Genomic DNA, 20,674 nt, shown 5'->3' on the forward strand with positions numbered 1-20,674 from the left:
TCCAGATTGTTTCACTCGTGGCCGGTGGTTTGTTCATCCAAAATTGATTATTCAGGGCCAGTACGCTCGTCCGGCTTCCGTCACCTTGTATCACGATGCGACATGGTTCTTCGGTGGCAACCGGCATGAAAAGGCACGTCGCCAGCGTGCACAGTCCACGAAAATTCTCGACAAGAACCGTCGGTGAACTGGAGCTGGTGGCGTAAGAAAACCGTGTGGCGTCGACGGAAAGGATGCCGCTGTCGGAAAGATGGAGCCCGCACAGCGCGTCTGAACTTCGCTCATGATAAACACTTCGCACCACGAGCGCACCTCCGTTGCGGACCTCGTACTGTCCTACCGCGGAACCGGTCGCTCCCGTGAAAATGGCTACCGGAACATGAGGCTCCCGATTCGTGCCGATTACCTGAACCCACCGACCTGCCTGACCGCTGCCCTGGAGCGCGCGGAACTGAACGGTGGCCTCAGTCAACCCTTCCACACGTACGGCCACGGGTAGCTCATCCCCATCGCCAGATGATGAACCGCTCACATTAAGTTGATCGGCGAGTACGTGAGAACCCGCGTCATCTGGCAGCTCTACAACCAGCGCCGAGGCCGGGCCACCATTCAGGTGGAGATCCTGGAGCGACACCTGCCCGGGCCCTTCGATGTGGAGAAGACAACCATTCGGTGGCCCATTCCACACCAGCCGAGTCGCAACCTCACTCGCCCCGTCGCCCACCAGTTGCAGGTCGGAACCGGCAGGAACGACAAGCGTCCGGTCGACCTGGTATATTCCCATCGGAAGGTGCACCACGGGCCGTTCCCCGACCATCTGCGCCGCTTGATCGATGGCCCTTTGGATATCCTCCGCCCTAGCCTTGGGGGGCACCTCGATGATTGGACGATCCTTCTTTGGTGGGGCCGGTGGCATTTTCGGTAGAGTGTCCGAAATCTGATCGGGCGAGACAACCCGTTCGGCCACCCTCCGGAAGCGTCCGCGTTCTTCCACGGCGTTTTCATGCGTATAAACATTGCCGATCAGAGTTTGGTCCGCCCAGGTCATTCTGATTGCGCGAGTATTCGGCCGGAGCCGAAATTGATTGTCCACCACCAGGTAGGGTCCCGCGTTGTCCAGCACCATGGCCCACTCACCTGATGGATTGACAATCCTGTTGCCGGTGATGCTGGTGGGCGATCCCCAAGTGTGTCCACTAGAAAAATTTAGAAAGCAACGTGATTCTATACTGACGTTATTCACTACTGAGAATACCATGAGATTGGCAATACTCACGTCCGATACACGTGAGCGAATAAACACATTGTGCCAGGCGTGCCAGTTGCCCATCACGTTGTAAATTGCCCGGCCGCAATCTTCAAACCAGCAATACCATACCCAAATATCCATAGAGTTCCAATTGACCGTCTGGATACCCGTTTCACATCGCAGAAACCGGCAGCGAAGAACTTCGTTTTCGGCCTGGCCGGCAGTCTGTGGTCCACCAAATACAAGGCCATTTTTAGCATCATGGAATATAAGGTCGCTTGTTTCGTTATATGTGGAGAAAGAGGGACCGTAAAACAAACAAATGCCCGCCCGACCACGGCCATCGAATGTCATCCGCGAAATCTTTGCATACCATGCGTCCCATTGGAGCATCGTCTCGCCGTCGGGCCCGTCCCACAGAAGAATCGTTTTTTCGGGAGCTTCGCCGATCAAGGAGACCATATTGTCTGTGTGGGCTTTGCGAACTGTTTTCAGAGAGCGTGTGAGGCGATAAGTCCCCGCCGGGAAATACAGCACGGACGCTTGCTGATGGGTGCGAATCGCGTCCAAAGCCCGCTGGATGGCCGGCGTGTCATCGGCGACACCATCGCCCACCGCCCCGAAGTCCCGGCGTACATTAAGCCAGCTGGGAAACGGCCCGACAAACTCCTCTTCACTGGCCAGCGTGATCGTCCAGCCATTGCAACCGATCGGTGTCAGAATTCCGGCAAGGACCAATAGTCCGAGCCATCTGCCCCAACAGTGACGCGATGCCTGGTTGCACATGGTATACCACCTCCAATGGCTAGCAGAGACGAAAGTCGCTCGTGATATTGTGACCGAATGAATCGTCAGCCACCAGTCGGTCAGCACCGGTTTTATTGTCCGCAGCGGTTCGAGCGAAAGAGTATTTGACAGGTAGCCATCTGGTGCTATACTGTAATAGTGAGCTAGTACAGGAGACAGACACATGTACGTCCGCGTGGATCCGGCTGATGCCACCCCGATTTACGAACAGATCGCCCGACAGATCAAATTTGCCGTGGCGTCGGGTGCACTTCAGCCGGGAGAACTGACCCCTTCCGTCCGCGAAATGGCCCGCCGGCTTGCGGTCAATCCGAACACGGTGGCCCGCGCCTATCGAGAACTGCAGGATGAAGGAATCCTGACCGTCCAGCGGGGGTTGGGACTGGCGGTCGCGGAGGATGCCCCACAGCGCTGTCGTAAGGATCGGGAACAGTGGGTGTACGAAAGGCTCAAACAGGTTGTGGACGAGGCGTTGCGGGCCCAAATCACGCCTCGTCAACTTGAGCGGATGCTGCGAGATCTGCTTCGATCTCTGCCCCAACAGGAGAATGCGTCATGAATCCCGTTATTCGCGCGGAAAACCTTTCCAAGAGGTTTAAAAGGTGGAAGCCCTCCGCGGTGTCTCGTTGGAGATTCCGCGTGGCGTTGTGTGGGCTCTTCTGGGGAGGAACGGTGCTGGGAAGACCACACTCATCAAGATTCTTCTGGGGTTACTCGACCCAGACGATGGGAAAGCGGAAGTTCTCGGATATGATTGCCAGCGTGAGTCGCTCGAGATCCGTCGCCGCGTCGGTTATGTGCCCGAACAGCCCGGCTTGTATGAGTGGATGCGAGTGGACGAAATCGGCCAGTTCTGTGCGGCGTTTTATCCGGCTGGCTATTTTACTCAATATCTGCAACACATTAATCAGTTGGGATTAGACCCACACAAGAAAATAAAAGAGCTATCTAAAGGTATGCGGGCCATGGTCCTTCTGGCCCTGGCCATCAGTCACGATCTAGAGCTTCTCATTCTCGACGAACCCACCTCCGGCCTGGACGTGATTGTACGACGGCAGTTTCTCGAGAGCATGGTCGATCGCGCAGCCGCCGGGAAAACGGTATTTCTCGCCAGCCATCAGGTCCACGAGGTAGAACGTGTCGCTGATATTGTCGGCTTTCTCAAAGAGGGCCAGTTGATTCTCGTTGACGAGGTGGAAAAACTCAAGCGTGAAACCCGCCGGTGGCTTCTGATATTCGAGAATTGTCAAGCTTTAGATGCATTTGTAAATATTATCCCTTCTTTTCCGGTCGAGATCCTCGAACAGAAGCGGGAGGGATTGGAGCTGCACATTATCGAACGCAGTACCGGCGAGACCGAGCACATCCGTCAGGCAGCTCTTTCTGGTCTTCGCTCAATTGATTGCTTCCCTTGCTCGCTGGAAGAGATATTCACAGCCTACATGAATCAGAAACCGGGTCCGACAATATCCCAGCAAATGGAGGAAGTGCTATGAATGTCGCTTGTGTAAAACCCAGGGTGGGCTCAGACAGCAGCTTCCTCGATGAAACTCTGGCCCTGGTGTGGAAATACTGGCGTGAAACGCAGGTTCTCATGCTCGGATTGGGGATAATTCCTTCTCTACTGGCCGTTTTCTTCGTCGCAAATACTCACCCCGCCCAACCGCCGGTTGTGGTTCCGTTTGTGAGCGCCGCTTTATTCGCGCTGGCTTTCGGCGCCCTGGCTTTTGCGGGTGAAACCGAGCGAAAGACCGAAACTTTGCTGCGTGCTCTCCCGGTCAAGGCCTCGCGTCTTGTGCTGGCCGTGAGTGCAGTCGCTTTCCTGGGAGTAGCGGTATGCCTGTCGATAGGCTTCGTCATTTTGATCGCTAGAGGGTGGATCATCGATGATCAATCGCTGTTCCAAGAATGGCCATGGGATGTCTATCTAGGCGTTCTCTTTTGGGCGGGATTGGCAGCAGAGTTTTTTGTATGGGGCCTGTTTTTTTCGATCTTTGTCCGGCGTGTCATCTGGTCCGCGTTGCTGGGCGCCACGGTGGCCTACATCCTCAACATTTTAATTGTCGTCGGATTTGACAATCTATTCCAAACACTCTTTCCTAATCGGTTTATCATCCCCAAGATTGGTAGTTTTACCTGGGGGACATCCGGCGAATTGCTACCCGTTCATCTTCTTGTGGCGGCAGGTGTTTTAATGATTGATGCGATACTCGTGGGAAAATGGCTGAAAAGTCCCGACGAACCGCTTCGCTGGCTCAAAAGCCGCCTTCTATTCCTTCGATTTCGGGGAATTTCCGCGCCCGTCCGGGTTCGCCAGATCGTCTCCCGTTTCGCAATTCCAAAAATACCCAATTTAAGTGCCTCGCCCATGAAATACCTGGTTTGGCTTCATGAGTGTCACCTCGGCGGATGGGCGCTTTTTCTTAAAATGAGCCTCTTTGTATATATACTCATTTTGGTGTGTATCAGCTTCCTGAGCACCCAATGGCTCTCAACTGATGCCTTCAGGGAATGGTGCAAAAACCATGGGCTATCTGTCCTGATTTTCGTCCCATCGATGGCAATTGTGATGATGGGCATTTCCACTTTTATTTTCGATCGAGGTTTGAATCGTAATTTCTTGGCCGCATTACCAACTGCGCCCCAATCGATTTGGTGGTCCCGCCAGCGGTGGGCATTTCCGTGGCTGGTTGCGTGGTGCGGAGCCTGGATCCTCTCCGATGCGATCTTGAGGGACTTCCACGGGTACTCTCCTTTGACGCGCAACATCCAACCTCCTCCCACTTGGTTGTTATATGCTCTTTCCACCACAATTTGGTATGCAACCGGACAATTAGCCGGCATGGCATCTCCTAACATCATTCAGGCCTTCGTGGTGGCCTTGTTCTTGGTGTTTTTTGGTGGGTATCTTCCAGGACAGTTGTTTCCGGTAGGCCGTGACGAGCTTTGGCCGGGACTGGCCCTCGTCCTTCAATCAGCACTATTTTCGATTGGTGTTCTGGCGCAGACGCGGGTTTCCATCGGTCACTGGCTGAAACGACATATCGACAACCTCTGGTCCACCATAGCGCTCAGCCCTCTTTTATGGACGCTTATTGGAGTGTGGTTCGTCCTCCCTGCACTACGCGTGTACTTTATTCGCGGGCCGCAGTGGTCGCAATTCACAGATCTCCAGTCATCTGTCACAGCGATTAAAGATTCAATGTGGCTAGCCATTGGTGATCGGCGCGCTCCTGGGCCGGTCCACACGACAACTGTCCTGAAAACACTCGACGAGCTTGAGCGTGACTATCGTGCATGGTCAGCCGCTGCTTATACAAGAACTGACGAAGACTATAGCGGACTACTCTGGAGTCGCGTCTCACGCATTCCGAATTTTCTCGAACACCTTGCAGAACTAACAAAGACGCCTTATTCAGACCCCTTCGTTGCTCGGCTCTTCAATGTCTTAAGCGAACGAGCTGAGTCGGCAGGCAACGATACTCTCGTCTCCGACCGTTTTTTGCATCATGCCTTATTTGAGCGATTGACCTATGAGGCAATCGAGCGTGGGAATCTGGAGTATGCCCGGATCTTTTTCACGGCAGACCTGTGTCTTTCTCTGCAGGCCCGTCGCACTCAGCCCGCGATTGTCGCGGATCGAACCGTTCACAGTCTCGACATTGAACACGAGTGGAAAGCATGGGCCGATACAGTGTGGGCGTGGTGCCACGCGCCGGGGCAAACATCCCAGGGAATCTATTCCGCGCTTCGCGAGGTCTATGATATCTGGAAGAAGGAGCGGATTCCCTTTGACGAGCGAATACCGATTATGTACCACTATTGGCGCGACTTTGCTTTGAAAACGAATTCTTCCGATAACAAGCTTTATTCATGCGCTCCCATGGGGTGGATCCTGCTATCTCCCGGCGAAAAGGCGGTTTTCCAAAAGCGTCTCGACCGGATTTTTTCTGAATGGCTCCCCATTGCCCGGCAGTACGAAGCCGATCGTTTATTACCCGGTGCTGACCGCGAAATTCTGGATGACAGTTCTTTATGGAAGCGAGTACTTTTCTCACGTATAGTCCGGCCTGGATTAACTGGTACGTTTATCAGGAATTTCTCAATCAGCAGACGATCGATTTGACGGTCCGTGTGACGCTGTTGCGGATGGCCATTCGGGCGTACGAGCTGGACCACGGGCGTTTGCCAGATCGCTTGACCGATCTCACATCGCAATACCTTCCCGTCGTTCCGCGGTTGCCGGGTACAGGCGACGAGTTTATTTACTTTCCAAGGGGCGTGAAAGCTTCTAAAACTCAATATCCCAAACTGGACGAACCCTGTCTGGTGGTACCGGGACTGCTTGGAATAGTCCGCGACGGCTGGCCGACGGAGGCGGATCGTCATGCTCAAGCTGTGAGAGGCTCCTGGCCCGGGGTATTTCCAGAATCCGGCGCGCTCGTTGTTTGGTCGCTGTCACCCCCAGCACGACTTGACAAGCGTCCACCGCAGATCGACAATCGTTAAGTCCTCGCCTTCTTTCGGCGTACCGGCGCTGCCTACGAAATAATGTCGAAGATATTCACGGGCAAATCGAAGTTATAGAGCAGAATAAAATAAATACCAATTAGAATAAAGACAATTCCGGTTAAGGTCCGCACAACCTGGTCGACAACGTTGATAGCGGCGAAGGCTCGGCCGACCCAACTGGCGGCGAAGACCACAAGCAGAGCGAAGACGAGAACGGGCACCCCTGTGGCCACCCCGTAGAGCAAAGCAAGACCCAGCGATCCTACGGAGTGAGAAGTGAGCAGCGTGACTACCGTTCCAAAATACGCTGCCGAGGTTGGACAGAAGGCCAAGGCAAAAAGCACGCCAAGGAGAAACGCCCCGAAAATACCAAATCGATCGGCGATCTTCTGTGCGTGCCCAGCCTGTGCCTGCGGTAAAGGAATGGTAATCAAATTGAGGAGCAGCATTCCGATGAGGATGAGAATTGGGCCCAGGAATAAATGTCCGTACTTCTGGAGGCCGGTGGAAAGGCCCGGTAGGTTCGTCAGGCCGGTACTCAAAATGGCTGCGAGTGCGGCATACGTCACGGAGCGTCCCAGCGTGTAGAGGACCCCGCTGGTGACCACCCAGCGCCGATCAGTCAGCTTTCGGGCGATGTAGGTAACCGCCGCGATATTCGTGGCCAACGGGCATGGTGCGACCGCCGTCGCCAAGCCAAGCAACGTCACTCCAACCACCGTTGCAGAAGTGTCAATTGCCATGCCATCGATCCCCTTCGTTTGTCCGTGCCGCTTTACCTATGTTCCTGCCTGGTCATAACGTCACACGGATCTTTACTTCTGCATACTGGTGATTTTACGGAGATAGTCGCTCACTCCGTCGCGAACATACTGTTCCAATTCTTGCGGCTTGGCAAGGAGGCTGAAAACGCGGGGCAAGGGTTGCCACTCTGCCACTTTGTTCTTGCGAACCAATACCAGCACCAGTTCCGGCATCGTCACCTGATACGCCCGGGCGAACTGAACATTCCGTGGGTCCTGGAAATCGATCGAAGCCCACTGGAGCTGTCCTGTCTCAAACTCCTGGGCGAAATGTCTCTTCAGCACTTCCCCGATCGTTCTTTCCACCAATCGACAGGTTGGACATCGCTGGGTTCGGTGAAAGTAGATTGCCACCACCCGATCAGGCTGGAGAGTGGACTGCGCTGACAGCTCAGCGCCGGCGGGGGCATTGCTCACTGCCGAAAAAGTCACTGCTAAAATGAGAGCACCGGCCAACCATCCGTTCATCAGCATTGTTCCCCTCCATGTATTTTCGAGACTTTCTTTCATGTACGCGCTTAGATAATTTCACACGGGATCAACCCGTCGTGCCCTGAAGCATGTTTTTCAAGTTATCGGAAATAAGCCGCGCGAATGCTTCTTTATTGCCCACACACTGCCATACCTCCATGAGGTTCACAAAGTCTTTTTCCTCTCCGTCGTGGATGCGGACCATGACCACCGTTGGAGCAATTAATTTATATTTTTGAATAAATTGACGATTTTCCGGCTTTTCATAGTTTAATTCCCGAATGACGACTTTGCGGGAGTTTAGCTCCTGGGCGAAGTTTGTTTCAAGCACCTCTTTTGTGCTTGCTTCGATCAAAAGGCATGTAGGACAGCGCACATTGCCGTGGAATAGATAGACGAGCACGCCGTCCGTCACGGCTTGCGGCGTCCGCTCTTGGGCGGTATCGGTTGCAATCTGGGAAGCCGTCACCGCTTGTGACGACGGGGTGCCGTTTCCCGCTATTTTCACCACCGCCGCTCCCAGGGCTGCGCCGGCCAAGAGCAACATCGCGCTTGTGAGAATACTCCGCCAACTGGATCCCTGATTCATGGCTAATCCTCCCAAATGAGTTCGCGAAATGGGCTGCCCGATAACTCGTGACGGGGCCACCGAAAAACACGCGCCCCGGGCTTTATTGACAACAGGGGGAATCCCCGCCACCCGCTGAGGGAGCGTCCGCCGACAGAATGCGGCTCACCTGGTCGGCAATCCGTTGAACATTCTCCTGTGTGACGGGCGATTCGCCCCGTTTAAAGCCGAGCTGATCTACCCGCACGCACAAAAGCTCTGTAAAGCCCGCCCTCTCCAAAGTATGCCGCCCGCACTGGGTCGGACAGCCGTCGATAACCAGCACACGGCGAGCCTTGTGAACGGCGCCCGTGCTACCCGCGGCCCCTGCCCCGATGCCCGCCAGGCATCCCATTCGGGCAACGCCACGGCGGCCCAGCTCACGGGCAGCGAGGTCCGCCAGATGCCCCAAGTTAGAGGCCCCTGAACAGGCCAGCACGACGATATTTGCGCCCTTACAGGCACACGCACGTGGGCTCGGATTTTCGGTCATCTTATCCATTTGCTGGACAGCTTGTGTTCATAAACGATGATGTGCCTAGTTTCACTGCGGACTTCAACTCGCCAGGATCTGCTTGATCTCCTCAACACTGGCGACCTTGCCCTGGAGCTTCAATTCACCGTCCACCACTAGAGCCGGCGTCATCATTACACCGAAGCTCGTGATCATATTAATGTCGGACACCTTTTCGATGTGTGCCTCAATTCCCAGTCGTTTGACAGCCTCTTCAGCATTTTTGAGAAGTGCCTGACATTTGGCACATCCGGGACCGAGAACCTGAACGAGTTTCATCGGAACGCCTCCTGTCAATTGAAACAATTCACGCGATCATACGAAAAACGCCCCAAAGATCATTCCCACGAGAGTACTCATAATCACCACCAGCGCTACGAACGTGGCGGTTTTCTTGAATCCCCATACGCTGTAAATGACCGCAATGCTCGGGAGGGAAAGGGCCGGTCCAGCCAGCAGGAGTGCCAGTGCAGGTCCTTTGCCCATTCCCAAGCCGATCAGAGCCTCCAGAATCGGGATTTCTGTGAGGGTGGCGAAATACCATGCTGCACCGATCACAGCCGCCACGAAGTTCGCCCGGAAGCTGTCTCCTCCCACCAGGGCCCCCACCAGCTTTTCAGGAAGCAAAGCACTCACGAAGCCCGTGACAAATACACCGAGGAACAAAAGCGGGATGATCTGTTTGGCGAAGGACCATGTCTCTCCCAGCCAAGCTCCCAGCTCCGCTTTTTCGAACCAGGTGAACGCCATCAAAATCGTCAGGAGCAGGAACACGCCAGCAAAGTACCAGCGGTTGGGATAGACCCAGGCTGCGAATTCGTAGCCCGGCGGGGTGTCCTGAGTCATGGTGCGGATGTACTTCTTGTCCACATTGAACTTCATTCCTTTGGAAAGCTCGGGGATGGATTCTTCCATCTGCAGGCGGTAGGTTGTTGTTGTTTCTTGGAGCACCGCCACGCTCACCGGCCCCGTCGTGTTGAGTGACCGGACAGAGCCGTCCATGAGGGTGACCTGGGTACCAGGGGTGAACTCCACCCGGCTACGACTGGGATCACTCCAATCGGAAAACACCAGAAAGAGGATCATCGCGCCGAGAAATGCGGCATTTTGCCAGAGCTTCCGCTTGGGGGGCGCCGAGTGAGGAAGGGCCATGAAAGACTTGATTCTGTCGACCTCTTCTTTGCGGAAGATCCAGGCCATGATAAGGCCGATAATCACGGCGAAAGTGACGGCTCCCACTGCCCGGGCAATTCCCAGATCCCAACCGAGCACTCGGGCTGTGAGAAAGATGGCCATCACATTGATCGCGGGCCCGGAGTAAAGAAAAGCTGCGGCAGGTCCCAGGCCCGCCCCCACTCGGTAAATGCCCGCGAACATGGGCAGGACGCTGCAGGAGCAGACGGCCAGCACAGTCCCTGCAACGGACGCCACCGCATAGGCTTCGATCTTGTTGGCTTGCGGTCCCAGATGCCGCAAAACGCCCTCCTTAGACAGGAAGGTCGCGATTCCCCCAGCGATGAACATGGCCGGTATAACACAGGCCAGAGTGTGGTTCCTGGCATACCATTGCAGCATGAGAAAGGCTTCCATGACGGCGTTCTGGATCCTTGGCGAACTGAAATTGAGGAAGTATGCCAGGACAAACACGATCACCAAAGCCGCCAAAATTCCCCAGTCTTTTCGCGTCATGATTCTAGAACTCCCTTCTCAAAGGTTATATGCATATTTGCAAAAGGTTACAATATCAATACCTTTAAAAACCCGAGAGGTTTCTCGGGAAAGCCGCCCTGCTAGGCCGGTTTTCAGCGGGCGGTACGAAGCTTACCGGAGCAACCTGAGCCTGCTTTCCAACCCCTGCTGAATAACACCATCGACGCAGTCCAGAAACTGGAGGATGCACGGTGTTCTCAGCCGGTAGAACGTCATCTGCCCCCTTTTTTCATCCACAAGGATGCCTGCCTCCTTCAACTGGCTGAGATGGCGGGAGGTTGTGGATATGTCCAGCCCCAGGAGGTCTGCGAGCTCGCAAACGCATCTTTCGCGGGTTCTTCCCAACTCCTCCACGATCGACAATCGCGAGGGATGGGCCAGCGCTTTGATGACCTGCGCCCGGCTTTCGCACCGAGCACGCACCTTGGGATCAAGTTTGCTGGTCATGGCGAGAGGCCCTTTTCCATCTCTGTTTTTACTACGCGGGGCCGGTTCAGTTTGTTTGACAATTGCACACATGTGCAAGTATACCATCAAGCGATATCGGCGACAAGTCCAGCGAAACTTGAAAAGAAAACCCAGCCTGCCATCATAATGGGATCAGGCTACCGCTCAAGGGTGACGTTCCAGTACGCCTCGCTGATGAAGCGATTCCAGCTCTCAATGCGAATCTCCCGAGCGGCATAAATTGGGCGCCACTTCGGCCGGGTCGGCTTGCGACGGAGCTTCATTCCCGCCTCTTCGGGGGTACGATTACCCTTCTTTCGGTTGCAGTCCACGCAGGCGAGAACACAGTTCTCCCAGGTGGACTCGCCACCCCTTGCGCGGGGAATCACGTGATCAATCGTGAGTTGGTCCGGCGGACATTGTTTGCCGCAGTACTGGCAGGTGTTATGGTCCCGCTTGAAGAGGTTCCGCCGACTGAATGGCACACCGGAATGGGGCACGCCCTCGTACTGTCGCAACGTGATCACTTCTGGCACGCGGAGGCGAAAGGAGACCCCCTGGATGAAACTTTCACCCTCGGCGGGAGCCAATTGAGTCCAGTCGGACCAGGTGTAGGTGCTAAAATCCTCAGGATCGACGATGAGGGCCGTCCCCTGGTAAACCATGACCAGAGCACGGGCAACCGTCGCGACGTGGATCGGTTGCCAATGTCGATTGAGCACGAGAGTCGGCCGTTGGAGTACACCGGTAGCCACAGCGGCACCTTGATACTACAGGCGGTCGAAAGAGGCAGACGCATCGCGGCCCTGAGGAAACCACGTGGGCACCCTCGAGAACGGATGTTGGTCCGGCCGTCGCCCTACCAGCCCCACACAGGCGGTCGCTTCTGCCTGACGCCGTGCCGAACTCCTCCGTCTGCACGGACCGTCCCTTGTAGCAAGTGTAACCGATCATCTGGAGAATCGCAACAACCCCGAAAAAATTACACGTTGTTTTATCATCGCGCCCGATGGAGCCAATGGCTGTGGCAGTCGTTCTACGAAGCAGTGGAGCGAGGCACTTGCATACGCTTTATTCTCCAAGGAGTTCACCCGTGGTACCCGTGAGAGAAGAAATGCAGCCCGCTATGTCTCAGCGCGAACGCAAGAGGGATATCCCAGCGGAGAAGGTCTCGGTTCTTGTGGGCAGAAACGGCCGGGTGATATACTGAGGTAAGAGGGAGCGGGAAGTCCGGGGCGCGAGATCGGAGGCAAGCTCAATCTTTTACGGAGTTAAAGAAAAAGGAAGCATCTTCTATGGCCGGGCATTCGCACTGGGCAAGTATCAAACACAAAAAGGCCGCTGTGGACGCCAAGCGGGGAAAAATCTGGAGCAAGGTGTCCAAGGCGATCATTATCGCGGCCCGGATCGGGGGCGGAGATCCCAAAATGAATCCCCGTTTGCGGGCTGCCATTGAAGCCGCCAAAGCCGTTGGTATGCCCAAGGATAACATCCAACGGGCAATCAAGCGTGGCACGGGCGAAATCGAGGGAGCAGCTCTGGAAGAAGTGACCTACGAAGGGTATGGGCCCGGCGGTGTGGCGATCATGTGTGACGTCCTCACTGATAATCGCAATCGCACGGCCGCGGAAATCCGTAAGTGTTTTGAACTTCACAATGGAAAACTTGGCAGCAGCGGGTGCGTGGCCTGGATGTTTGAGACGAAGGGTCTGTTCCTGGTGCCTGCGGACCAGGTTTCTGAAGAGCGTTTGATGGAGGTGGCATTGGAGGCCGGGGCTGAGGACATCAAGCAGGTGGGGGACAAGTTCGAGGTGACGTGCGATCCCAGCAAGTTTTCCGATGTGAGCGAGGCACTGGACCAGGCGGGCATCCCCTGTGAATCCCGGGAAGTGACGCGTATTCCCAAAGATTACGTGGATTTGGACGCCGACACAGCGAGAAAAGTGTTGAAGCTCATGGAAGAGCTCGACGAACACGACGATGTCCAGAACGTGTCGGCAAACTTCAATATTCCCGATGAGGTGATGGCAGAGCTTTCGCAATCCTGACCGGGATAGGTTCTTTCCACCTGAGCGACAAAACGGGGGGATAGTGTGTCAAAGATTGTGCGCTTTTCCGTTTCGCTGGAACAAGATCTTTTGAAACGGTTTCAGCGATATTGTCGTGAAGAGCGTTTTGCCACCCGAAGTGAAGCAATCCGCCAACTCATCCACGACTCGCTGGCGCGACGGGCATGGATCGAAGATGCAGAGGACGTGGCGGGAACTTTGACGCTGGTCTATGATCACCATCGCAGTCAACTTCGCGACCAGCTCATGAAACTCCAGCACGATCATCATAACCTCATCATTTCGGTGGTCCATGCGCACCTGACACATGATCTGTGCTTGGAGGTCATCCTGCTGCGGGGACCAGCCCGACAACTTCGTGAAATTGCGGCACGGCTTCGCGGACTCAAGGGCGTCCACAAAGGGGAACTCGTGATTGGGACCGTTCCTCAGGACAACTCTCGAAAATAGCGTCAGGTCACGTCGGCCGAAAGGTTATTTTCTTCCTGCTACCAGTCCGTCCAAACCGTTTTCGTGCAAATGATTTCTCTTTTCCAGGCGGGCTCATGGATCGCCCAAACGCGTACCTCCTGGCCGTCGCCTTCTTTGCGCTGATGGAGTCCCGATTGATGGGCGATAAGCCAGACACACTTTTCCATCTCGGTAAGCTCGGGAACTCTCTCAAGTGCGTTGCTTTTGCGAAAAGTAATTTTTCCCTTATCAATGATGGTAACCACCAATGGATCATGGTTGTCCAGCATTCGTCGGGCAAGAACCTCGTAGCTGGCGGTGCTGAAGCGACGCTTGAGAGCCACCAGGTCGCCATCCAGTCGCCGAAGTTCGGAGAAGAATGGGCGATGGGGAACTAGAAGCCGTCTGGCCAGTTGATTGGCGAGCCATTCCCGGTGAGGTGGCTCCACGTCCTCCACCGGTATTCCCCAGGTTCGAATCGCTTCCGCAGCCAAGAATTCCCCTAACTCATGGGCGACGGCCCAGTGGAGGCGTTCGGTACGCTCCTCGGGTCGCACGATAATTAGCGGCTGTTTCCCGGCACCATGGCGGAGTGTGACGCAACTTGCCCGCTGGGGATGTGCAGAGTCGAACACAACTTCGAACTTGAACAGAGCTGCGAGTTGGAGGGTATCTACCGGCGGAAAGGCGAGACCTACGGTTTCGAGCTGCTGCTGGCAGAATTCGTCGAGGAATTGGGCGGCATGCGGCGTGAATTCGCGGAGCATGTGATCTCCCTTCATTCGGGATAGAGGACTCGATGACCCACAGCATAGATGTACATATGTACACTATTAGCTGATTGAGTGGGCTTTGTCAACAAAGAGAGAAAGCCAACAGGCGGGGCCTGAAACTTACGGCCCGAGATCCCGCAGTTCTGCCCGGGTAATTTGATACATGGCGCCACGTGTGGCGAAAAAGAGACGAGATGCGGTGATCGTACCCCACCCCTGCGGCATGCTGAGAGAGGAGAGGTCTCCAGTGTAACGGACGATCGGCACCCCGTTGGCCGTGACCGTGACATCCGTCTTTCGCACGCTGTAGACCAGGGTATTTAATCTCTGGTCTCGAATGGCCTGGACTTGCTGAAAAGTGGGGTTAGCTGGATCGGGCCCCCGTCCATTGCAATTGGCGAGGAAACAGTAAACTCCTTGATTGGGCACTGTCCAGTCCACCACGGCAAGAAATTGATGTTGTCCCTGCGTCAACCCCACCGCAAAGGCGCCTCGGCCGATATCCAGCAGGGGATTGGATCGCTGGCCCTGATTCGCGCCCCGTGGCGGAGGTGGGAGCGGAAGCGGCTGGAGATCCACCACCAGGTCATATTCCTGGGGTGGAATGACATGAAAAATGATCTGGGTGACCGGCTCTGGGGCAGAAATGATTGCCTTCGGCCCTATCTGCCAAGTTCCCTGAAGACTGACCCGACGTGCCACCGCCAACCCCAAAAGGTTGATCAGTCGGCCGGACTCTACCAAGCGACTCCGAACACGCTGGGCTGTGTCCCCTGTCAATTTGGCCTCACACTGAAGATACCAGTACCCGGCATGACGTCTCACTACCGCTTTTTCTTTCTCTGGCAGGGTCTCCGCGATCGCCCACCAATCGTCGCCGAGTTGGGCCTGCGCCGTCGGTTGAACCGGATTTTGCAGATCAGCCTGCGCCACCGTCCGGATGAGAGCGGTTTCCGCTTTCACTAGATACGGGAGTCCCTTCTGCCATGCCTGTTTAATGAAACAGTAGAATCGGCCAACGGCTTCATTGGCCGCGGGATCGTCGGGCGTGGTTTGCAGGGTGGCTAGATGCTCACGAATGGACGCAAAGGCTGCCGCAATTTCACGAACTTCATCTCGTCGCCGCAGGAACTGATCTTTGCGAACGTTGTCCCGGAGTTGACCGGCCAGTGTTCCGGCCATCTCAAGCAGGCCGTCCGCCTCCTGGTACCGATCTTCTCCCACGGCGGACTCCGCCAGTGTCTCCAACTGGGAAAGCAATTTCTCTCGCTGTTCGGTGGATCGCGCATTCCGCACGAGGCTCTGAGCGGCCTCCAAATGGAGGGACCAAGGATCTAGTTCGAAGTTGAGTCCCAACGCCTCCCCTGCCTGGATGGCCAAATCAAAATCCCCACCACTCAGAGCCAATTCGCGGGCTTCCTGATAAAAGGCAAATCGGCGAACCTGGTCGGTTTCCTGATTGCCCTGTTTGAGGAGCATGCGCGCGAGCAAAACCTTAGCTGCCGGCGCTGTGGCCTCCTGATAGTCTTTTCGAAATTCCTGGCGTATCTGATCCCGCGCCGACTTTACATCCTGGGGCGATGGGATGGGTGTTCGCTGAGCAGAGGGCCGGCCTCCGGAGATGGCCAATGGCGCTTCTGCAGGTCCTGGCGACTCTTCGGGCGGAGTGAAGGCCAGCTCCGTCGAGGAGAGGGAAGCCAATTCACTATTGAGCGCATGTCGGGCCAACGTCGGAAGCTGACTCACCTGAGCCAGGATGGCTTCCGTATAACCGACTTGGACAGAGGCATGAGCCGCTTCCTCGACCGGGGCAACTCCCACACCTGCCGGTTGTACTGCCAAAGAACTCACCGCCAGCTTGAAAGATTTTGCCCAAGGTCGCCCCGTGAGACGGCATTCCACAGGATGATCCCCTGGAATCAAGACTAGCGATGTGTTCCAGACCGCCTCCTGAAGCTCCTTGGGAATAGAAAGCTCGCGGCCATCGAGGGTCACTGTCACACCTTCCCAGGGTGCGCCCTCCCAGGTGAGCTGGAGATGCACCGGCACACCCGAGGTAACTCCACTTTTCACGCGAATCACGCCGAGCAGGCGAACTGTCTGTTCTCCCGGTTGCAGCCCGTACTGGGTCACCAGGCGATCCAAGTCAGCTCCGGTCACAGCATCGCCCGGCATATAGCGAACAATCACCCCAAGGTCTTCCCCACCGACGGTGATACGCCCGAGCAACCCCGGTTGCAACGGCACATCAGCCGGGGATGAGTGCGTGGAGGAGGCCACGACGGACGGCGCCGGGGACGAAGGAGGTGAGGGTTTTTGGACAATTCCTTGGGCGGCCGGGTTGATGGAAGGTCCCTGGGCTGTACTTGCCGAACTGTCGCCGGCAACTGGCGGGAGCGTTGCTCGGGTGCCAATGCCATCTGAAGTCGTTTTCGAGATGGCCGGGCCAGTTCCTGAAGTTGGTGAGGTCGATGGGTGCGACGATTCCTCCGCCAAGGAAGGCGCGGCGGCCTCTGCCAGCTCAGACGACCGGGGTGGAGCGGGCGGCACAAACCGACTCACAAGTGCCGAGCTCAACAGTAAACCCAACGCGAGGAAGACCGTTACCGCCGGATGATCCCACAAGAACATGATCGGCGCCAGCAGACGTCTCCACACCGGCTTTCGCTGACGAGGCCGGATGTCTGACGCGACGCGATCCGCAGGCCATCCAGGATCCAACGCACCCTCAGTCAATGTCTCTCCCCACAGTTGGGCGTCATATGCACTCTTTTTTGCGGGATCCAGCAGGACAATACGCGCTTTATTGATTTCGGAGATTAACCTCCGGGCAAGATCGCCATGTGGCGTATTGAGCATCTGCCGCAGAAATTGGATCTGTCGGTCTGCAGCGCGCTCAATGACCTCCGGGTCGTTCTCAAAACGTCCGATGCCCAACAATCGATAGTGATCGGGCGGCTGCTCCTCGGGTGGGATTCCCAGCCAGAGATAATAGGGATCAAAACCCGCACCCATCGCACCTCTCCTGTTCCGGTTTTGATCCACCCCGTTCCAAGCTGCCTCGAGGGAGACGAAGCCCCTTATTTATCGTAATCGCTTTTTTGGACGCTTCCTATCCCGCGACGGGTTCCCTGCGCAGCGCTGTACTTTTCCACGGGAGAGATGCGATTTGCTCAATCGTTATGATCACGAAAACCGGAAAGATATGGAACATCAGGCGTGCAAACGCTGTGTGCAGATGAAATTGGAGAGGATAGGGCGTAACAAGGAAGATTCCCAGATACGCTGCCAACACCAGAAGGAAATAGACCCGGCAAAATACCGTGGCGGCGGCGATCGGCCGTAGCCGTGGCAGAAATAAACTGAAAGTGCCCAGCAACCAAAGAAGGCCCCACCGATTGTTGACGAATTCGTTTCCCGCGAAGGCGCCCACCGTCAACGGACGATCCGCCACTCGACACAGCCAATCGACGTGGAAAGCGGCAAGATAGGGGCGGGAGTATGGTGGGGCGGGCATGTGCCCGTGCACCGCGTGGAGAAAAAAGAACACTGGCACAACAAAAAGGCTGACGAGCAGCAAACAGCGCACTCCCGACAGGATGCCGCGGCGAGCCGACTCCGATGTGAGAGGCTCTTTCGCTTTCCAGATTTTCCAAACTGTGGCCGCTCCAAGTGCCCCCACTACCGCCCCGGCCGCGATCGCACCCTCTTGTTTCGTCAAGCATGCCCCGATGAGAAATAATACTCCCTGAATGAATGGGCCCCATCGGAACTGCGTCATTTCCGGAAGTTGAGAAAGTTGTAGCACAGCACCGAGAACAAAACTCGCAAACACGACATCAACCGATCCAGAAAGTCCAGCTCCTTCCGTCCATCGCCATAACATAGGCGTTATTGCAAAGACCAGCCCCATCCACGGACCGCGACCTGGCCAGTGGCGTTCTGTGGTGGCTACCACCTGGAGTACTAAGGCGACGATGAAACCCCATAGAAGGACAGGCATGGCCAGGTCATTCCAAAGCTCTTGGCCTGTCAGCACCGCCCACTGATTTCGCCAGAAAAACGCCTGGGCTTCCAATAGCGGAACAAGAAGCGGGTAGTTGTTCCAGTAATGCACCCGATAGGGGTCCATAAAGTCTGGACCATAAATGCTGAGGCCGTCGGCGAGGACCTTGGCCTTCAATCCGTAAATGGCCTGCGCATCATAGCCCCAGAAGGGAATAATGGAAGCCAGCAGCCCAACCATGAACGCCCAACCCACCAGCCCGGACCAGTTTCGCACACCGCCGGCATGGTGGCGAAGTTCTCGGACAAGCGAACGCACCCCCAAACACGCCACCACGAACTGGATAAAGAGAACGGCAGAAAACGCGATCACAGTCAGCCGTCCTGCGATCGCCAGAATCACATAAAGCGGCAGGACACACGCGAGCACGCCTGTGAGAAAGGCCGTTGCAAGATCGCCAGCGAGGTTCCCTCTCTCATTTCCGGAAAGAGACTGTCGCGACCGAAACCCTACCAATAGCGAGTTGCTGGCCCAGCCCGAAAGCCACACCACAGCCAGCCAGAGCCAGGTCAAGACGATCATCCCACACTGGCCGATCATCGCTGGGTTCCCTCCTGGAGGACGTGACCGCGAGCTAACCCAGTTTCCGGAGTGAGGCGAACAACCTGGCACAGCTCGGGGTGATTCTCGTCATAGCGAATGATGTATTCGATATGACGATCCGCGAGAAACTGACCGAGCGGGGGAATCTCGGCTGGCGGGTGCCGTGCAGCCCAGTACTCATCCGTCCAGGCATCAGCCCGGGATGCTCCCTTCGTTTTAATCTCCAGCCAGCGGTGGTCACCCCACGCCCGGGCCAGTCGTTGCACATCCTCCGGGAGTAAGAACAGACGACGAGGATAAAGCCGATAGGCCACAATCATCGCTTCCCAGTGACCTCGGTACGCAATCTGGGCGCGTGGCGGAATCACCCGACGGTATCGCAGAATGTGGTATTCCAGATTCGCTACCGGTTGTCCAGCGAAAAGTCTGGAAGGAGTCGAGGCAAATTCCTCTATTTCCTGGTACTGCCGGAATAAATCCTCAGGGCAATTCAGGAGATATCCTACCGAGATTAGCCCGTGCCCTATTCCGACGATGATCAAGACACGTCCCCACCAAGGCTGTATTTTCCAGAAATCAAGGGCACGATGGATCACCGTTTGCCACCGTCGGACCCAGTTCCACGCCGGTCGCTGCCACGCCGCCAGCACGCCCGCCAGACCGAAAACAGTAACCATGAGCGGCCAGCCCACGTGTTTTACTAGCAACGGTTTGCCGCTGGGGTAAACCCCGAGGATGACGCAACTCGCCTGGGCGGAGAGTCCCATCCCCAGGAGTGCAAGAAGGCCGCAAACAAACGTAAATAACCAGGATTTCCCCGGAAGCGCGGCCAGGCGACCGCGTCTTTCATTCCCTCTTCCGGCCGAACGAGACACACAACCATCCACGCCTGAAGGATCAAGCAAGATGTTTTCCCTCATTCTCAGGCAGCCGCTCGCAAAGTCTGTTTTTGAGGTTTGCGTCCCACCACAATCAGAGATCGACCTGGCCAGGGAAGCAGATGGTCCAGCAACTTTATGAGTGGGGTAATTCTTCCAAACCATCGCATGGTCAGCGAATTGAGCCGGCGGGGCAGTATTTTAGAAGTCAGATACCAGGCTGTTGCGCCAAGGCGACTAAATTGTCGGGCGAATACGACTTGAAAGCCGGCAGATTCCATCTTTGTGATCAGCCCCGGCGCGGTGTAGCGTCGGTAATGTCTTGCCGCTCGATCTAATTGTCCAAGCAGAGAGGATTCTCCGGGAACGATGAGAATACAGTGTCCACCCTCTTCGAGTATCTGATAAAACCGCTTCAAGATATCCTCATCGTTGGGAAGGTGCTCCAGGACATTGCTGCAAAACACCGTGTCGAGCTTCTCCTCTCGCCACTGCTCATAACTTTCAGCCTTCGTCAGATCGGCCTGAACCACACGGATGTTTTCTCGGCCTTCAAACCGATAACGCAACATGCGGCAGTAGGACGGATTGCAATCCGCGAGCACCAAACGTTCTGCACGCAGAAAGAATCGGGAAAGATTGCCGATCCCTGCTCCCGCTTCAAGAATTCTCTGCCCAAGATACGGTCGTGCCTGTTCCACAATCCATCTCGGATAGGCGGCGGCACACTGGCAGGAGCGCAACGCGGCAAATTCTTCGTTGTAGGTGAACTGCC

20 protein-coding genes are annotated in these 20,674 nt (G+C 55.8%); 6 read left to right on the forward strand and 14 right to left on the reverse strand.

Going from position 1 to position 20,674, the window contains the following annotated elements:
- The coding region (locus ABJK56_RS20645) for a glycosyl hydrolase family 28-related protein (RefSeq protein ID WP_347246580.1) at positions 1–2,035 on the reverse strand (2,035 nt) is incomplete at its 3' end.
- 184 nt (positions 2,036–2,219) lie between these two features.
- Here ABJK56_RS20645 and ABJK56_RS20650 point away from each other — a divergent pair.
- The 4 genes from ABJK56_RS20650 to ABJK56_RS20665 are packed head-to-tail and all read left to right on the forward strand — an operon-like array spanning position 2,220 to position 6,565.
- Positions 2,220–2,615 carry a GntR family transcriptional regulator gene (locus ABJK56_RS20650; RefSeq protein ID WP_347246581.1) on the forward strand — a complete coding sequence of 132 codons (396 nt, stop codon included), beginning with the start codon at positions 2,220–2,222 and terminating at the stop codon, positions 2,613–2,615.
- A gap of 43 nt (positions 2,616–2,658) precedes the next feature.
- The gene (locus ABJK56_RS20655) at positions 2,659–3,552 is read left to right on the forward strand and encodes an ABC transporter ATP-binding protein (RefSeq protein WP_347246582.1); all 894 of its coding nucleotides are present in this window, start codon (positions 2,659–2,661) and stop codon (positions 3,550–3,552) included.
- A complete protein-coding gene (locus tag ABJK56_RS20660; protein ID WP_347246583.1) occupies positions 3,549–6,182 on the forward strand; it encodes a hypothetical protein in 2,634 nt (877 codons plus the stop codon). The genes ABJK56_RS20655 and ABJK56_RS20660 overlap by 4 nt, the downstream gene beginning before the upstream one ends.
- On the forward strand, positions 6,092–6,565 hold the full coding sequence (locus tag ABJK56_RS20665) for a hypothetical protein (RefSeq protein ID WP_347246584.1): 474 nt from the start codon (positions 6,092–6,094) through the stop codon (positions 6,563–6,565). The genes ABJK56_RS20660 and ABJK56_RS20665 overlap by 91 nt, the downstream gene beginning before the upstream one ends.
- Positions 6,566–6,597: 32 nt before the next feature.
- On the opposite strand, the gene ABJK56_RS20670 is transcribed toward ABJK56_RS20665, so the two are convergent.
- From ABJK56_RS20670 to ABJK56_RS20705, 8 genes are all read right to left on the reverse strand, one after another.
- Entirely contained in the window at positions 6,598–7,311 is a 714-nt protein-coding gene (locus ABJK56_RS20670; RefSeq protein WP_347246585.1) for an aromatic aminobenezylarsenical efflux permease ArsG family transporter, read from the reverse strand.
- 72 nt (positions 7,312–7,383) lie between these two features.
- Positions 7,384–7,845 (reverse strand): nitrophenyl compound nitroreductase subunit ArsF family protein, encoded by a 462-nt coding sequence (locus ABJK56_RS20675; RefSeq protein WP_347246586.1) that lies wholly within the window; start codon positions 7,843–7,845, stop codon positions 7,384–7,386.
- Between the two features lie 64 nt (positions 7,846–7,909).
- Entirely contained in the window at positions 7,910–8,431 is a 522-nt protein-coding gene (locus ABJK56_RS20680) for a nitrophenyl compound nitroreductase subunit ArsF family protein (protein ID WP_347246587.1), read from the reverse strand.
- 82 nt (positions 8,432–8,513) lie between these two features.
- Positions 8,514–8,942 (reverse strand): putative zinc-binding protein, encoded by a 429-nt coding sequence (locus ABJK56_RS20685; protein ID WP_347246588.1) that lies wholly within the window; start codon positions 8,940–8,942, stop codon positions 8,514–8,516.
- 63 nt (positions 8,943–9,005) lie between these two features.
- On the reverse strand, positions 9,006–9,242 hold the full coding sequence (locus ABJK56_RS20690) for a thioredoxin family protein (RefSeq protein WP_347246589.1): 237 nt from the start codon (positions 9,240–9,242) through the stop codon (positions 9,006–9,008).
- Positions 9,243–9,278: 36 nt separating this feature from the next.
- Positions 9,279–10,652: a permease gene (locus ABJK56_RS20695; RefSeq protein ID WP_347246590.1), complete on the reverse strand. Its 1,374-nt coding sequence runs from the start codon at positions 10,650–10,652 to the stop codon at positions 9,279–9,281.
- A 132-nt stretch (positions 10,653–10,784) separates the two neighbouring features.
- Entirely contained in the window at positions 10,785–11,120 is a 336-nt protein-coding gene (locus tag ABJK56_RS20700) for a metalloregulator ArsR/SmtB family transcription factor (RefSeq protein WP_347246591.1), read from the reverse strand.
- 158 nt (positions 11,121–11,278) lie between these two features.
- Positions 11,279–11,875 carry an HNH endonuclease gene (locus tag ABJK56_RS20705; protein ID WP_347246592.1) on the reverse strand — a complete coding sequence of 199 codons (597 nt, stop codon included), beginning with the start codon at positions 11,873–11,875 and terminating at the stop codon, positions 11,279–11,281.
- A 540-nt stretch (positions 11,876–12,415) separates the two neighbouring features.
- Between ABJK56_RS20705 and ABJK56_RS20710 the strand changes: the two genes are divergently transcribed.
- Both ABJK56_RS20710 and nikR read left to right on the forward strand, forming a co-directional pair.
- Entirely contained in the window at positions 12,416–13,168 is a 753-nt protein-coding gene (locus ABJK56_RS20710) for a YebC/PmpR family DNA-binding transcriptional regulator (protein ID WP_347246593.1), read from the forward strand.
- Between the two features lie 45 nt (positions 13,169–13,213).
- Complete coding sequence (nikR, locus tag ABJK56_RS20715) at positions 13,214–13,639, forward strand: nickel-responsive transcriptional regulator NikR (protein WP_347246594.1); 426 nt, start codon at positions 13,214–13,216, stop codon at positions 13,637–13,639.
- Between the two features lie 38 nt (positions 13,640–13,677).
- On the opposite strand, the gene ABJK56_RS20720 is transcribed toward nikR, so the two are convergent.
- The 5 genes from ABJK56_RS20720 to ABJK56_RS20740 form a co-directional block, all read right to left on the reverse strand.
- Positions 13,678–14,406, reverse strand: coding sequence for an ImmA/IrrE family metallo-endopeptidase (locus ABJK56_RS20720; protein WP_347246595.1), 729 nt, complete (start codon positions 14,404–14,406; stop codon positions 13,678–13,680).
- A gap of 126 nt (positions 14,407–14,532) precedes the next feature.
- On the reverse strand, positions 14,533–17,427 hold the full coding sequence (locus tag ABJK56_RS20725) for a hypothetical protein (RefSeq protein WP_347246596.1): 2,895 nt from the start codon (positions 17,425–17,427) through the stop codon (positions 14,533–14,535).
- Between the two features lie 97 nt (positions 17,428–17,524).
- The gene (locus tag ABJK56_RS20730) at positions 17,525–19,018 is read right to left on the reverse strand and encodes a hypothetical protein (protein WP_347246597.1); all 1,494 of its coding nucleotides are present in this window, start codon (positions 19,016–19,018) and stop codon (positions 17,525–17,527) included.
- Positions 19,015–19,896, reverse strand: a complete 882-nt coding sequence (locus tag ABJK56_RS20735) for a hypothetical protein (RefSeq protein ID WP_347246598.1) — start codon at positions 19,894–19,896, stop codon at positions 19,015–19,017. Before ABJK56_RS20735 ends, ABJK56_RS20730 begins: the two co-directional genes overlap by 4 nt.
- A gap of 47 nt (positions 19,897–19,943) precedes the next feature.
- The coding region (locus tag ABJK56_RS20740) for a class I SAM-dependent methyltransferase (RefSeq protein WP_347246599.1) at positions 19,944–20,674 on the reverse strand (731 nt) is incomplete at its 5' end.

This window comes from Thermogutta sp. (assembly GCF_039793925.1).
Classification (GTDB): Bacteria; Planctomycetota; Planctomycetia; order Pirellulales; family Thermoguttaceae; genus Thermogutta.